Annotated in this window: 11 protein-coding genes and 1 pseudogene; 5 read left to right on the forward strand and 7 right to left on the reverse strand. The window is 57.7% G+C overall.

Annotation, left to right across the window (positions count from 1 at the left end):
* Nucleotides 1-69 precede the first annotated feature (69 nt).
* On the reverse strand, nt 70-2,544 hold the full coding sequence (locus RHM58_RS26435; RefSeq protein WP_322268657.1) for a UvrD-helicase domain-containing protein: 2,475 nt from the start codon (nt 2,542-2,544) through the stop codon (nt 70-72).
* Between the two features lie 280 nt (nt 2,545-2,824).
* Here RHM58_RS26435 and RHM58_RS26440 point away from each other — a divergent pair, with 280 nt between their 5' ends.
* Complete coding sequence (locus RHM58_RS26440; RefSeq protein WP_201203491.1) at nt 2,825-3,520, forward strand: pirin family protein; 696 nt, start codon at nt 2,825-2,827, stop codon at nt 3,518-3,520.
* A gap of 209 nt (nt 3,521-3,729) precedes the next feature.
* Here the strand turns inward: RHM58_RS26440 and pgm are convergent, their stop codons facing one another.
* The 4 genes from pgm to RHM58_RS26460 all read right to left on the reverse strand — a co-directional run bounded on the left by pgm (nt 3,730) and on the right by RHM58_RS26460 (nt 10,064).
* On the reverse strand, nt 3,730-5,376 hold the full coding sequence (gene pgm / locus RHM58_RS26445) for a phosphoglucomutase (alpha-D-glucose-1,6-bisphosphate-dependent) (RefSeq protein WP_322268658.1): 1,647 nt from the start codon (nt 5,374-5,376) through the stop codon (nt 3,730-3,732).
* 110 nt (nt 5,377-5,486) lie between these two features.
* Nucleotides 5,487-6,887 carry a PLP-dependent aminotransferase family protein gene (locus RHM58_RS26450; RefSeq protein ID WP_201255195.1) on the reverse strand — a complete coding sequence of 467 codons (1,401 nt, stop codon included), beginning with the start codon at nt 6,885-6,887 and terminating at the stop codon, nt 5,487-5,489.
* A 73-nt stretch (nt 6,888-6,960) separates the two neighbouring features.
* Nucleotides 6,961-8,448, reverse strand: coding sequence for a hypothetical protein (locus RHM58_RS26455; RefSeq protein ID WP_322268660.1), 1,488 nt, complete (start codon nt 8,446-8,448; stop codon nt 6,961-6,963).
* 593 nt (nt 8,449-9,041) lie between these two features.
* Nucleotides 9,042-10,064: a zinc-dependent alcohol dehydrogenase family protein gene (locus RHM58_RS26460; RefSeq protein WP_322268661.1), complete on the reverse strand. Its 1,023-nt coding sequence runs from the start codon at nt 10,062-10,064 to the stop codon at nt 9,042-9,044.
* A gap of 270 nt (nt 10,065-10,334) precedes the next feature.
* Between RHM58_RS26460 and RHM58_RS26465 the strand changes: the two genes are divergently transcribed.
* A complete protein-coding gene (locus RHM58_RS26465; protein WP_242486235.1) occupies nt 10,335-11,249 on the forward strand; it encodes a LysR family transcriptional regulator in 915 nt (304 codons plus the stop codon).
* A gap of 63 nt (nt 11,250-11,312) precedes the next feature.
* Here RHM58_RS26465 and RHM58_RS26470 read toward each other — a convergent pair whose 3' ends face one another.
* Together RHM58_RS26470 and RHM58_RS26475 are read right to left on the reverse strand one after the other, a co-directional pair.
* A complete protein-coding gene (locus RHM58_RS26470) occupies nt 11,313-11,855 on the reverse strand; it encodes a flavodoxin (RefSeq protein ID WP_322270907.1) in 543 nt (180 codons plus the stop codon).
* A gap of 61 nt (nt 11,856-11,916) precedes the next feature.
* The gene (locus RHM58_RS26475) at nt 11,917-13,101 is read right to left on the reverse strand and encodes a sugar transporter (protein WP_322268663.1); all 1,185 of its coding nucleotides are present in this window, start codon (nt 13,099-13,101) and stop codon (nt 11,917-11,919) included.
* Between the two features lie 374 nt (nt 13,102-13,475).
* Here RHM58_RS26475 and RHM58_RS26480 point away from each other — a divergent pair.
* The 3 genes and pseudogenes from RHM58_RS26480 to mexE all read left to right on the forward strand — a co-directional run bounded on the left by RHM58_RS26480 (nt 13,476) and on the right by mexE (nt 15,826).
* Nucleotides 13,476-13,825 (forward strand): annotated as a pseudogene (locus tag RHM58_RS26480) (DUF4190 domain-containing protein).
* Nucleotides 13,826-13,840: 15 nt separating this feature from the next.
* The gene (locus tag RHM58_RS26485) at nt 13,841-14,296 is read left to right on the forward strand and encodes a DUF805 domain-containing protein (protein WP_201255200.1); all 456 of its coding nucleotides are present in this window, start codon (nt 13,841-13,843) and stop codon (nt 14,294-14,296) included.
* Nucleotides 14,297-14,572: 276 nt separating this feature from the next.
* Nucleotides 14,573-15,826 (forward strand): multidrug efflux RND transporter periplasmic adaptor subunit MexE, encoded by a 1,254-nt coding sequence (gene mexE / locus RHM58_RS26490; RefSeq protein WP_201203435.1) that lies wholly within the window; start codon nt 14,573-14,575, stop codon nt 15,824-15,826.
* Nucleotides 15,827-15,831 lie beyond the last annotated feature (5 nt).

The following is a 15,831-nucleotide window of genomic DNA, read 5'->3' on the forward strand; positions in this document are numbered from 1 at the left end:
CATGATGTGGGCTTTTTTGTGGGTGCGTACATTATCCCGACACACTGAAATCCAATGTGGGTTCGGGGTTTAGGCGGACTTGGTGGTTTGTCGGTGATCCGCGAAGAACGCCTTGCCCTTGCCGATCTTGTCCGACGCCCTGGGCATATTGACTGCCTGGCCTTCCTGGCCATCGACATACCAGTAGCAATGACTCACCGCCCGGGTAATGCCGACATAGGCCAGTCGCAGGATTTCGTCTTTCTGGGCACTGTCATACGGTTCGCTGTCCCCAACCTTGCCAAGCCCGGCCATGCGATAAACCTGGTTCTTGTAAGGTGAACTGGTTAGATGCTGGCAGTCACCCAGCAAAAACACCGCGTCTGCCTGTAGCCCTTTGGCGCTGTGATAGGTCAGTTGCTTAAGGCGGCGGGATTCGTACGGCAAGCTAGAATCTACATTAACAACAGACTGAATATGTTCTTCTATCAATGACTTATCGCTGCTTTTTCGATAAAGCATCAAGATTGAATCGCCGCGTTTGTAGTGCTCCATCAACCGCTGCGCCATCGCCCTGATCGTCGCGATCCGCACGTTGACCGGCTGCAAGGCCTTGGGCTCGCCACTGGCCTTGGCCTTCTTGCCAGGGATGGCCGGTGCGGCGCGCACGATGTGTTCGGCGGCATCAATGATGTGCTGATGGCTGCGGTAGTTGTCGCTGAGCATCACCCGAGTCGTGCTCGGCGATGGGAATTCCTTGTTGAACTCCATGAAATACGTCGGCGAACTGCCGCGCCAGCCATAGATGGACTGCCAATCGTCACCCACACAAAGTAGCGACGAACGCTGCGCGCCGCGCCCCACGTGCATGGCTGGGCCGCGGCTGCGGATCTCGGCCAGGCTCGCACGAATCCACGAAACAATCTGCGGCGATACGTCTTGAAATTCGTCGATCATCAAATGCGAGAGCGGCCTGAGCAGCTCATCGCTCAACAACTTGAGGTTTTCCGGTGAGTGCTCGCTGAACAAGGCAAACATCCGGTTGTAGGTCATCACTGGCGGCTTTTGATCAAGCAAATGGTCTTCCAGTGCCCGCCAGAACAGACTCAGGGCCTCGAAGAAAAACCGGTCGGGGTCGTCCTTGCCGAAACTCATCCGGCCCACGGCGTCCGGAACGTCCAGGCCCAGGTTCTCGATAAACCCGGCGGCGGCAACAAAACAGTCCAGTAGCGGCCCGGAAGCCAGTTCACCCTTAACTTTGTAGTCGAAGCCCGGCCCGGCGCTCGCGTCACCGGCAATCGAAGCCAAAACACGTTTTGAAGAGTCATAGCTATCTATCCATATCAATGGCTTACGACAGAAAGCTTGAAACAGGGTGCGCTTGACTGCCCACTCGGCGCGGACCGTCAGCTTGGCATTCGGGCGGCTGATCTGAGGGTTTTCCCGAGGATCAAAACCGAGCACCACCCAGGCGTCCAATGTCGGAATATAGCCATGACAATGGAACGTCGAGCCGTTGATATCGAAGGCCTGACGATTGGGCTCAATGCCCTTGATCGGCCAGGCACCGGAGCGAAACCACAGGTCTTCAATCGCATCACAGAGTTCTTCATCGCGCCTGGACGCCAGTTCGGTCACCGCCATGCGCTTCTGCACATCCGGGTGATCGCGCTCCAGCTCCTTGAGTTGCAAGGCGTGGCGGGACAATGGCTGGATCAGTTCACGGAAACGCTCATTAGAAGTAAACAGGCCGTGATAGCAGGCATTGAGCTGCTGGCGTTGAGCATCGTTGATTCGCAGGTCGAACGGATTGCTGTCGACCTCCTCATCGCCATTTTGCGGGCGATTACTGAGGTTTTCGAAGGCTTGCAGGCGTTCGAACCCCGGCAAACTGCGGACCATCGGCAGAATCCGCGAGTGGAAGGTGCGCACCAGGTCTCGAGCTTCTTTAAGGCTGAGCGCCCGACCCCATAGCGCAAACAGTTCAATCAGCTTATTAATGAAGTCTTTGCGCGATTCACGGGTGAAGGTCACCACGGTCATCGAGCCGAGCTCAAACCCAAGATAGTGAGTCAGCAACAAAATGCGCAATACCAGCGTCGTCGACTTGCCCGCGCCCGCCCCGGCAATCACCGAGGTCGAGGGTGTATCGCTGAAGATCATTTTCCACTGCGCCGCGCTGGGCTGGGCATGCGCCGGCAGCAGTCGCGCGACGTCGGCCTTCATGCGCTTCTTGATCTCGGCGCTCAATGGCAGGCGCCAGTCATCGAACAAGTTGTCATCGACATTCGGCGGCCGGTGTTCGGTGGAGCGCGAATCGCGGATCAGCAACACCTGCCGGCCTTGTTCCAGCCCTTCGAGCTTGCCTTCGTTGAACCCGTAATCGACCCCGGCGCTGTGACCGCTGCGAAAACCATCAGCTTGCCCGTGCAGCCAGGACGCGCGGTGTTGCGCGCGCAATCGAGTCAAGCCATGACCGAAAAACCGGGCAGCCAGGCGCTTGAGCAAGGGCATCTCGGCCAAGGGACGAAGTTCGGGGGGAAGATCAGGGGTGTGTTGCGGCACGCGGACGGACTCCAGGGTGTGAGGCTGTTGAGGGCTATGGTGTCTGCATTTGCCGTTGAGTTCTAGTGAAATGCTTACAGCTCATTGGCTTATACGATGAAGTGAAGGCTGCATGAGAATATTTCGAGGTTGTCAAACATCAACTTATTAGATTGTTTTGAGGCACTTTTTACGCTTTTTATCGATTATCGCTTGATAGATGATGCACGCCATCAACCACCGGTTCTTGTTTCGTGGCCCAGGCGTACCGCCCCATGACGAACCTTTCCAGGAGACGATCATGCTTGAACTCAGACCTTTCAACACCTTGGGCGGCGCCCACCATGGCTGGCTGGATGCCCATCACCACTTTTCGTTCGCCGAGTACCACGACCCGAAACGCATGAACTGGGGCAACCTGCGGGTCTGGAACGATGACGTGATCGCCGCGGGCACAGGCTTTCCACAGCACCCGCACCGCGACATGGAAATCATCACCTATGTGCGTGAAGGTGCGATTACCCACCAGGACAACCTGGGCAACAAGGGCCGTACCGAAGCGGGTGACGTTCAAGTCATGAGCGCCGGTACCGGGATCGCCCATAGCGAGTACAACCTGGAATCCACCGAAACCCGGATCTTCCAGATCTGGATCATCCCCAACGAGGCCGGTTCAGCGCCGTCGTGGGGCGCCAAGCCGTTCCCGAAAGGTCAACGTGAAGGTTTCGTGACCTTGGCCAGCGGCAAGGCTGGCGACGATCAAAGCCTGCGGATTCGTGCCGATGCACGGCTGGTGGCAGCGAATCTGAAGGCCGGGGAATCGGCGGAATATCGCCTGGATAGCGGACGTCGTGCTTATCTGGTTCCAGCGACAGGCGTGATTGAAGTCAATGGCTTGCGTGCACAAGCTCGAGACGGTGTAGCGGTTGCCGATGAGCAGGTATTGCGGGTGACGGCGATTGAGGACAGTGAAATCGTGTTGGTGGATCTGGCTTGATTGGCTAAATACCAGGCAAAAAAATGGGCGACCTGATGGTCGCCCTTTTTCTATGTGTGTGTCCAATTGTGGCAAGGGGGCTTGCCCCCGTTCGGCTGCGCACCAGTCGCAAAAATGCTAAATGCGGTCAGCCTGAAACACCGCAACCACCTGATAGGGGTCGCTTCGCAACCCAACGGGGGCAAGCCCCCTCGCCACAGGGCCCTCAATCACTTCGCCGAAATAGCGCCATCCACCAGAGTCTGAGCCTCAGCCACCAACTGCTTGAGGTGTTCGTCGCTGACAAAGCTTTCCGCGTAGATCTTGTAGATGTCTTCGGTGCCCGACGGACGCGCTGCAAACCAGCCGTTCTCGGTCATGACTTTCAAGCCACCAATGGCCTGATCGTTACCCGGCGCATGGCTGAGGATGCTCTGGATCGCTTCGCCGGCCAGTTGGGTCGAGGTAACTTGATCCGGCGAGAGCTTGCTCAGCAGCGCTTTCTGCTCAGGGTTGGCCTTGGCATCGACCCGTACCGAGAACGGTTCGCCCAGTTCATCGGTCAGGGCGCGATAAGCCTGGCTTGGGTCGCGACCGGTGCGAGCGGTCATTTCTGCCGCCAACAGGGCCGGAATCAGGCCGTCCTTGTCGGTGCTCCAGACACCGCCATCCTTGCGCAGGAACGAAGCACCGGCGCTTTCTTCGCCGCCGAAGCCCAGGGAGCCGTCAAACAGACCATCAGCAAACCATTTGAAACCAACTGGCACTTCGTACAGCCGACGACCCAGACGCTTGGCCACGCGATCAATCAGACCGCTGCTGACCACGGTTTTACCCACGGCAGCATCGGCACGCCATTGCGGACGGTTCTGGAACAGGTAGTCGATGGACACGGCCAAATAGTTATTCGGCGCGAGCAGTCCGCCGGACGGGGTCACGATGCCGTGGCGGTCGTGATCCGGGTCGCAGCCAAATGCCACGTCGAAGCGATCTTTCAGACCGATCAGGCCTTGCATGGCATGAGTAGACGATGGGTCCATGCGGATCTGCCCGTCCCAATCGACGGTCATGAAGCGGAACGTTGGATCGACCTGAGTGTTGACCACTTCCAGGTCCAGACGGTAATGCTCGGCAATCGCCGACCAGTAGCGCACCCCTGCTCCGCCCAATGGATCGACACCCAGATGCAGCTTGGCGTCACGAATGGCGTCGAAATCGATCACGTTGATCAGGTCGGCGACATAGGTGTTGAGGTAGTCATGACGATGGGTGGTGCTGGCCTTCAGCGCTTGCTCGTAGCTGATGCGCTTGACGCCGGCCAGTTTGTTGCCGAGCAGCTCGTTGGCCTTGGCTTCGATCCACTTGGTGATGTGGGTGTCGGCCGGACCACCGTTGGTAGGGTTGTATTTGTAGCCGCCGCTTTGTGGCGGGTTGTGGGACGGCGTAATGACGACGCCGTCTGCCAGGCCCGAGGTACGGCCGCGGTTGTAGCAAAGAATCGCATGGGAAATGGCCGGGGTCGGTGTGTACTCGTCACCTTCGGCGATCATCACGGTGACGCCATTGGCCGCCAGCACTTCAAGCGCGCTGGCACCCGCCGGGGTCGACAGCGCATGGGTGTCGATGCCGACGAACAGCGGACCATCAATACCCTGGGCCTCACGGTACAGGCAGATGGCCTGGCTAATAGCCAGAACGTGCCATTCGTTGAAACTCAAGTCGAACGAGCTGCCTCGGTGGCCGGACGTGCCGAAAGCGACGCGCTGGGTAGAGATGGCGGCATCAGGCTGGCCGGTGTAATAGGCCGTAACCAGTCGCGGGATGTCGACCAACAATTCTGCCGGTGCCGGTTTGCCCGCAAAAGGACTGAGTGTCATGCAAAACCTCTGGAATAGAGTGGTTCAGGAATAGGGACGCAGTTTACTGGCAGTTTGACCGCAACGCGATGGTAACTATCCGAGCTGTCGACGACGTTTTTTAACCTTGCTCAATCGATCGATTCCAGACGCAAGGCATCCCCCAGCAATCCCATGGCGGCAGCCAGGTCATGGTCGCCGCTGAACGTATGGCTCAGGCGCAGGTGTTGCCCGTGCAGACCTTGCAGGCTGAACAGCTCGCCCGGTGCAATCACTACCTGCTGTTTGAGCAAGCGCTGGAACACCCGCCGCACATCGACCCGGCGCAACGACCGCACCCAAATCGTCGCACCGCCCTGCGGCTCGACGGGCAGCAAGGCGTCGCCCAGACGCTCGTGCAATAACTGGATCATCTGCACCTGGCGATCCTTGAGCAAGCGCCGCAGTACCTGAAGATGCTGGTCGATACGTCCATTACTGTACAGACGTGCGATGGCTTTCTGGCGGATCGGCGACAGACGAAAAGAGCGCAGCAAAAAATGCCGCTGCAGTTCCTCACCCAATTGCCGTGAGAGCAGATAACCGTAAGGGGCTTCCGGCCCGATGATTTTCTCGAAGGTGGAAAACACGATCAGTCGATCAGGATCCAGAAGGTCGCGAAACCTGGGGCCGTCGGGTTCGAAACCAAGGTCACCGTAACAGTCGTTTTCCAGCACCCAGCTGTCATGCCGCGCCAACAGTTGCGCGATCGACTGCCTGTTACCGTGCGGCACCTGACTGCCTCGCGGCATGCTCAGTCCTGACGAAAGCAGCACCAGCCGCACCGGCTCAGTCTCCAGCGCGCCCCTGAGTTGCTCCAGATCCAATGCGCCACTGGCTTGCAACGGCCACTCGATCACCCGCACATCCGCCGCCTCGAACAAACGCAGAATGACCCAGTCGCATGGCGACTCGACCAATACCGTGGCGCCCTTGAGGCACAGCACGGCGATTAGCACTTCCAGTACCCCGCGCAGATCGGCACCGATGTAAACCTCATCCGCATGCCAGCAACGCGCCGGCGACGAGGTATAGCGCGCCGCGAGTGCCGTGCGCAGTTCCAGTTCGCCACAGGGTTGCCCAGCCAATGGCGGCTGGCGTGGATACTGGCGCAATAGTTCTCGCTCCAGCATCAACAACGGACTGTCCAACGGCTGCAACAGGGCGGGCTCATCCGCGCTCAACACCAGCATTTCGGGACGCCTTGCGTACGCATAGACAGTTTCAAGCAAATCATTGCCGCTGGTCATCGGCCCCATCGAAGCCACCGGCAATGAGTAATAGCCTGACTTGGCTACCGAGTAGACCCGCCCTTCCTTCTCCAGCAATGAATACGCGTACTGAATGGTCGAGATCGACACGTTCAGACGCACCGCCAACTGCCGTAATGATGGCAGGCGAATTTGCGTGGCACAGTCCGGCCCGTTGATAAGGTGAGTCAGGTAGCGGTAAACCGCCTGGTAAGCAAAGTCTGTTTCTCTGGGCCCTTTCATGGGTGTTGGCCTTGCGCATTGCCAAGCAAGTGGAGAACGCAACTGGCGGTAGAAGACGGCTGCTGTTGCACCGTCAATGCCCCGCTGACCGTTCGCCAATCATTGCGGCACCATCGCTCTGCGGATCATCGACTGACATGCCTGCCTCGCCCGACAGCCTGTCAGCGTCGCCGCCATCCTCGACTGCCACCGGCCTCATGCTGTAAAGCGTGCCAATCAGGCTAACCGGCAGCCCACTGACATCGATCATCCATTGCACGACCTGTTCTGGCGCCTGATACCCCTGCATCGCCTTGTGCAAGTCCGGCATGGCCACGAGCATGCCGGGGTGGCAGTTGCGCAGAAAGCGCTCCAGCCCGGCACCTTGATCGACAAAGGGCGCAAAGAGCAGGCATATCAGCTGGGCTTCGGTCAGCCCGAGGGTTTTCTGTGCCTCGACCGCCGCCAGCATGCGCTGTTCGGCCATGGTTGCCAGATTACCGAACGACTCCAGCGCCAGTTCGCAAATACGTTCAGGTACCAGCTTGCGGCGCATCATCACCAAGGCTCGCTGCAAGTATTCGGCTAATCCGGCTTCGTAGCTGTGACCCGCCACAAAGCTTGCCTGCAATCCATGCAAGTGCGCGGCAATCAGCGGGTTGACGTATTCGTTATCGCTCAGGTGCGCCGCCATTTCGTCGGGCTGCACGCCCAGAAACTCTGTGAGCAAAGGCCAGCGTTCATCCAGTTTGCCGACGACCATGTCGTGAATGTCGAGGCTTGTCGTGCGGCGGCAGGCTTCGAATAGGCCAGCCGGGCGCCAAGTCGCGTGCCTATGGCCAGCGTAGAACTCACGGTAATAGTCGCTGCCCAAGTCATCGAGCACAGTAAACAGAATCTCAAACCCCGTGACGCTGTAGTTCGAGGTGCCGAGACTCGCCTTTTGTGCGGCACGCTTCAATCCGTCGAGAAACTGCTTCTGTTGGCGGGGGCTTTCGCTGTTGATCAACACATCGACTCCGCCGTTCCACCGTGCGATCTGCCCGTAAAACTCGGCCGTTGTCAGATACCCGTCATCCCATAGATCAAGCGGGTCGTTCCAGCTCCGGCGATGGCCGACCATCAATAAATTGAGCCGATTCGACTCTCGCCCGGCCTCGGAGATCGGTGCCAGATGGTCGAATGGCAGAACTTCGCGGTCATCCACCATCAACAGTTCGACCCGCGGATCATCGTAGAGGAACAATGCCGCGTTGCTACGATGGATGTTGTCCAGCGCTGTCGAACCGGTCCCGCTCAAGCGCAAGGTGGCGACGCGCAACTGGAAGGTTGCCGGTGCACGGCTGGCGATACTCAGTTGAGCGGCACGTAGCAGCGCCAGGGTGTAGCAACTGTCCAGCGTTCCGGTCTGAATCGACATCACTTTGAAGTCGCCGACTCGCTCCATACCGCCGGCCGCCACCACCAGACGCTGAATCATAAGCTGCAATGCAGTGCGTTCGGCCCGAGAGAAAAAACTCAGCAGCCGTTGTAGTACTTGCTGATAAACATAGTTCATTGCCTGATCATGGATTGTCGTCATCAGTGTTTTACCTGGTATTCGGAAGTTCAATGCCACGCAAGCGGTGATAGACACTGCGCGACCGATTCTCGGTGATGAAGTGCTGGATCCCGTCATGAAATGCTAGCACTTAAGTTTTGGGTAATTATTTGAAATGTTTGTACTCGGCCTATGCACAGGCGACAGCCACCTCCTCGCAAAGCCAGGCAGGGCAAGGTTCTTTAGGTTTTACGCGACTTCCTAGGAAACTTCCGACAGCGTCCCACAGACATTGAGTACAGAAAATAAAGAAAGAAGACACTGATCTATTTTTGGTAACTAGACGAAGCCTGACTAACCCACGCTCTATTGCGAATAGCTGCCGGAAATTATCAGCCGAAAGCGCACTCATGACTCTTTCCTTGAGATGAAAGCAATCATTCAATTATCAGGGCTTATATGATGATTAGAAGATACAGATCGCAAGCAAAAACCGGTTCAGTTGCTGAAACGTTCAACTGTGCGATCAGGAACGGCGATGCCGCCCGCGCAACGCGCGCGGAGGGCATGGGAGAAAACAGGAGAGAGGGCTAACGCACAAGAGTCCGTGGGTTCACGGACTCTTGTAGAGGGGTTTACACAGGCTCGACCTGAAGGGCGACCCGTTCGCGACATGGGCATTCGTCCATGTAGCGGTGCGCTTCGACAAACTCGGCAAACGGGAAGACCCGAGTCTTGAGTGGCAGCAGCACGCGGTCGGCGGTCAACTGGTTGATGTCGCGCAACGCTCGTTGCAACGCCACCTGATCCTGAATGATGCCCAGCTCCGGCTTGCCGGTGAAGTTACCGATACAGTGCACAAAGAACTGAATGTTTTTCTGGAACGCTGCACAGGCCGGGAATGGCGTTTGATTGCCACCTTGCAGACCATAGAGCACCAGGCTACCGCGAGGCGCCAGCACATCACCGAGCAACGACATCTGCGGCCCGCCGAGACCATCGAACACAACGTCGACGCCACGGTTATCGGTGATTTTGTTGATCTGCATCAGCAGATCCTGCTCTTCGGTGACGATGACTTTCTCGGCGCCGAGGGACAGCAGGTATTCGCGTTCTTCTGCAGTTTTGGTCGCCGCGATCACTCGCACACCCAGGGCTTTGCCCAGCTGTACAAAGGACGGTCCTGCGCAGTGGCTGGCGTCGGTCACCAAGACGAACTGCCCCGGTTTGACCCGCGCCAGATCGACATAGGCAAAATAGGCAATCAGCAGCGGCGTGTAATGCACGCTGGCTTCGATCGGGCTGAGCACGTCCGGGTAACGGGTCAGTGCCGAGCGCGGCAGAACGATCTGTTCGCCGTAGACTGGATAATCGTTAGGGCTCTCGGCCGGGAAGCTGGCGACCTTGTCACCCACAGCCAAATCATCGACACCGTCGCCAACCGCCGTCACTACGCCGGACATTTCATGGCCAAGGCCTGAAGGCAGACGAGCGTGGGATGAGGCCAGGTTTTGGCGCCAGAGAATGTCGTACCAGCTGATGCCGATTGCTTCGACGCGCACCTGCACTTCACCTGGTGCAGGGAGAGCGGCCGCATGCTCTTCGCATTTGAGCACCTCGGCTGGACCAAACTTGTGAAAACGGATCGTGCGGGACATCGCAAACCTCGTCAAAGTAACCTCTAATGCCATGAACTCTATCTGGGCTTTCTACCCAAGACCATCAGTGGCTATTAATAGTCGACATGCCTGTCATTGATTCCGCAGCGACGGCGACATCACCAAATGCCGTAAAAAACCGAAGCAGCCATTTAAGTAAAAAGTGAATTACACGGTGCAGAGTAGCAGCCTTTGCCCGTAAGATTCATGCCGGCCATTGTTCTCATATGGCCGCTCACGTCAAGCTTGCTGACTCTGCCAGGACTCCAGATGAATCGTAATGACCTGCGTCGTGTCGACCTGAACCTGTTGATCGTATTCGAAACATTGATGCATGAACGCAGCGTGACCCGCGCGGCGGAAAAGCTGTTCCTCGGCCAGCCCGCCATCAGTGCGGCGCTCTCGCGCCTGCGCGGGCTGTTCGATGATCCTCTGTTCGTGCGCACCGGCCGCAGCATGGAACCTTCTGCCCGAGCGGTGGAAATCTTCGCCCTGCTCTCCCCGGCGCTGGATTCGATTTCCACAGCGGTCAGTCGTGCGGCGGAATTCGATCCAGCCACCAGCACTGCGGTGTTTCGTATTGGCCTATCGGACGATGTCGAATTCGCTTTGCTGCCCATGTTGCTCAAACGCCTGCGCGCCGAATCACCGGGCATCGTGCTGGTGGTGCGTCGGGCCAACTACATCCTGATGCCGGCCCTGCTGGCCTCAGGCGAAATCTCAATCGGCGTCAGCTACACCGCCGATCTGCCGGCCAACGCCAAGCGCAAAGTACTGCGTCGCAGTATGCCGAAGTTGTTGCGCGCCGATACCGTGCCCGGGCCGCTGAGCCTGGACGACTTCTGCGCGCGACCTCATGCGCTGGTGTCATTCGCCGGTGACCTGAGCGGCTTTATAGATGAAGAACTCGAAAAGCTCGGGCGCAAACGCCATGTGGTACTCGCCGTGCCGCAGTTCAACGGGCTGAGTACACTCATCAGCGGCACTGATATTATCGCCACCGTGCCTGACTACACCGCAGAAGCATTGACCGCAGCCGGCGGTGTGCGGGCTGAAGATCCACCGTTGCCAGTGCGCACGTTTGAACTGCACATGGCGTGGCGCGGGTCGCAGGATAATGATCCGGGCGAGCGCTGGTTGCGGTCGCGGATTCAGATGTTCTTTGGCGACCCGGATAGTCTTTGATCGGTTCTATCTTAATTGTGCAGATTTGAAAGCCTGGCAAGCCAGGCTCGAAATCGCGGCGATTCAAATTCCGATTTCATGGCTTGGCGATGCAAATCTGTCTAGCCACCCATGCACCTTCTCCATTGTTTTCTTTTCCTGCTCCCCTTCCATCACGAAACCTTCCACAACGTGAGCGCCGGGCGCGTGAAGCACCAGCACGTCCAGGCTGTCACCCAGTCCGTAGCCACCATGAGTGATAAAAGGCGCGACCCTTTTTCCGGACAAGTTATGTGCCGACAAGAACGTCCTTATCACTGGAGGAGCGGTCTGCCCCCAGATCGGGAAACCGAGAAACAGTACGTCGTGGCGCTCAACATACGGGATGACTTGGTCTAAGGCCGGTTCGAATCCAGCAGCTGTTTCACGTCTTGCTTGCTCAACTGTTTCAAGATAGTCATCGGGATAGGCGGTCGCGGGGCGGATCTCGAACAGATCGCCGCTCTGCGAACGCTGGATCAGACCGGCAACAACGCTGGTGTTCCCTGACCTGGAAAAATAAGCGACCAAAACTTTAGAACTCGACAGATCCGAGGTATGCCCATTGCGGCTCGCGCCTGAGGCAATAAGCGATAGCTGCGAGCATCTGGCGACGAAGCAGGTCGTTAAAACGTCGTAACCCAATAGATCAAGCCGAAGCCCCAGGCTGAGTGAAGCGATAGATTGCCAGGCAGTAGAACAACAACGCCAACGCCGCCAGCATGCCGCCAACGACCCCGATGTAGGCAAACCCGAACTGCCCGCCCACCCAACTTCCCAGCAGTGCCCCGGCGCCAATGCCCACGTTGTAGATCCCCGAAAACAGCGCCATCGCCACATCGGTAGCGTCCGGAGCCAGCACCAGGACCTTCGACTGCAACGCCAGTCCAAAACCCATGATCGCCATTCCCCAGAACAGACTCAGCGTCCCCAGATACGAGACCTTGCCGCTCAATGGCAACAGCAACGTCAGGCACAATGTGAGCAACACCACGCTCACGATCAGAAAGCGCTGCGGGCTATAGCGGTGCAGCCAACTGAAGAACAGCGACCCGAAAATACCGGAGCCACCGAACAATAAAAGAATGAAGGTCACCACATCGCCACTCAAGCCGGCCACCACCTGAACGAAGGGCTCGATGTAGCTGTAGGCCGTGAACTGTGCGGTCACCACCAACGCCGTCAGCACATAGATTGCCACCAGTGCCGGTCGCTTGAACAACAGGGGCAGGCTTCTGAGAGAGCCCGAGTTCTGACTGGGTAACAACGGCAGGACCCTGGCCAGCCAGAACACCAGCGTTGCCGCCAACACAGCGATCACGATAAAGGTGGTGCGCCAGCCCATGGCCTCGCCCAACAACCGGCCGAGGGGAATCCCCAGCACCATCGCCAGGGAAGTACCGGTTGCCAGCAAGCCCAACGCCTGGACCTGCTTACCCGGTGGCGCAAGGCGCACGGCCAAAGACGCGGTGATGGACCAGAACAGTGCATGCGACAGCGCCACGCCGACCCGGCTCAGCAACAGGACACCGAAGCTTGTAGCCAGACTCGACAGAACGTGACTGGCAATGAACATCCCAAACAGAACGATCAACAGCTTGCGCCGCTCGATGTTACGCGTTAGCAACATGACGGGAAGCGACGTCAGGGACACCACCCACGCATAGATGGTCAACATCAGGCCGACCTGAGCCGTCGACATGTCGAAGCTGCTGCCGATCGAACTCAACAGACCGACCGGCACAAACTCGGTGGTATTGAACACAAACGCAGCCAGCGCCAGCGCAATGACCGGGTGCCAGTTGTCGTTAGTTGTAGCCGTAGAATTGCTCATTTAAAGTTCGTATTACTCTATCGATGATCAAACAGGTCCGTGACTCTATACGCACCGCGCCAAACGCTAACGTACAGCCACGGAATACATCGAGCGGGATCGGATCGCGCGTACTTATCCGCAAGCAATCTGCGCGCCAGAGTATGCCGGGCAAGGTCAACAGCGGAACATTTTATAGGTATATCGGGTTCTGGCTGCATCCCTCCCTCGCCTATAAATGCTTATTGGCCAAGGTGGCCCATTACGCGCATGCAATCATTCGTAAGGGCCAGGTTTCAATGGCACTCATCCGCCCTGGGGGAAATTATTCTAAAGTCAGCCCGGATTCGGCCGATAGCGAGGCGGGCATTCAGCACTAGACGTTAAGGAAAACGATGACAATGGTATTTTGTCGCGCATGCGCCAAGGAACTTCACGAGACAGCCCCGACTTGCCCCCAGTGCGGAGCGAGCCAACACGTTGCACTTGCTGCAACGAATGGCGTCAGTGCGCCGTGGCTGGCCATCACCTCGTTGATATTGGGCATCATCAGCATACTTTCTCTGTTTGATGACTCCGAATGGGACAGAGATACCCTCTTCGGCCTGGGCCTCTTTTCTGTCGCCGGTCTCATTTGCGGCATCATCAGCATCAATCAAAAAAACCAGGAAATAGCCTAGCGATCGCTGGGGTTGTTATGTCAGCTATTGCGACGCTTGTTTTCGTTGGACTGTCGTTAGACTAATTTTAGGGAAAAAATATGAGCATGGTTTTTTGTCGTGGTTGTGCCAAGGAAATCAGCAGCCTGGCTGTCGCCTGCCCGCAATGCGGCGCACCACAGGTGTTCCAGCCAACACGTACAACGTCAAACGCTGTACCAGAAACCGGCAACCCGTACCTTGAGGTGCTCAAGAAATATGCTGTATTCACCGGCCGCGCCAGCCGCCGCGAATACTGGATGTTTATTCTGATCAACCTCGGGGTCGCCATAGTCCTCGGCGTTATTGACGCCGTACTGGGTGCCAAAGGGATCATTTCAAATTTCTACAGCCTGGCGGTGTTCCTGCCTAGTATCGCTGCGGCCATTCGCCGGATGCACGACACTAACCGCAGCGGCTGGTGGATCTTGCTGCCTATCGTGAACATTGTCTTCCTGGCTCAAGACAGCCAGCCTGGCGACAACCGTTTCGGTCCGAACCCTAAAGGGATCAACTGAACTTAGTTTCGCAAGACGCTAATCGAGACGGCCATGATGGCCGTCTCTTTGTTTGAACCATTGACAAGACTTCCATTCAGTCCGACCTTTGCATTCCTCGCAACATAGAATTGTCATCCGCAAGATTGATAGCGCCCTAACGAAAGGTGCATGCTAGAGGGCTTGCCTCGGTCTTATATCATTCCGAATGATAGTTACCTTTGCCTCATTCGATTCGTGCGATACAGCCCCTCCGAGCATCATCCGTCCATTCTCAATACATTGGCGGATGCATCCATGGAACAGTCATTCAAACATTTGCGCTTCCCGTTGGCCTTATTGGCCGTGGTGGTGATGAGCGCTTGCGGCAAGGCTCCTCAGACTGCCGCCAGCATGCCAGCGGCGAAAGTCAGCGTGGCCAAAGTGCTGGAGCAACCCGTCAACGAGTGGGACGAATTCACCGGGCGCCTCGAAGCGCCAGAAACTGTAGAAATTCGTCCACGGGTCTCCGGTCAGATCGATGAAGTAACCTTCACTGAAGGCGCATTGGTCAAGAAAGGCGACTTGCTGTTCCAGATTGACCCGCGTCCGTTCCAGGCAGAGGTCCGCCGCCTAGAAGCACTGGTCGCCCAGTCCCGTGCCAACGCCACCCGTAGCGAAAACGAAGCCCAACGCGGTGAACGCCTGCGGACCAGCAACGCGATCTCCGCCGAACTGGCCGACTCGCGCACCAGCGCTTCCCAGGAAGCCCGCGCGGCCGTCGGTGCCCTCCAGGCACAACTGGATCTGGCCAAACTCAACCTGAGCTTCACCCGCGTGACGTCGCCGATCAGCGGTCGCGTCAGCCGTGCGGAAATCACTGCCGGCAACCTGGTGACCGCCGATACCACAGCGCTCACCAGCGTAGTGTCCACCGACAAGGTTTACGCCTACTTCGACGCCGACGAGCGTGTGTTCTTGAAATACACCCAGCTCGCTCGCCAGGGTAAACGCGGCGCAACGACCCCGGTTTATCTCGGACTGTCCAACGAAGACGGCAACCCGCACCAGGGCGTGATGAACTTCGTCGACAACCAGGTCAACCCGAAGACCGGCACCATTCGCGGTCGCGCTGTGTTCGACAACACCGATGGCACTTACACCCCAGGCCTTTATGCACGTCTGAAACTGGTCGGCAGCGGCACCTACTCTGCCGTGCTGATCAATGACGAAGCAGTCGGTACCGACTTGGGTAAAAAGTTCGTGCTGGTAATGGATGCCGACAACAAAACGGCGTACCGCGCGGTCGAGCTGGGTCCGAAAATCGAAGGCTTGCGCATCGTGCGCAGCGGCCTGAACAAAGATGACACCGTCATCGTCAAGGGCCTGCAACGGGTTCGCCCTGGTTCGCCAGTCACCCCTGAAGTGATCCCGATGGCCACCAAGGAAACCCTCGCCGCTCTGGCTCAACAACGACAAGCGCTGGAAGCCAGCAACCTGCCCCAAGTAGCACCTGCCAAGGTCGCGCCGGGTACGGTTGTGAAACTGGCTGCTGCGACTCCACGCGGTTAAGGGAC

The organism is Pseudomonas sp. 10S4 (genome assembly GCF_034344865.1).
Taxonomy (GTDB): Bacteria; Pseudomonadota; Gammaproteobacteria; order Pseudomonadales; family Pseudomonadaceae; genus Aquipseudomonas.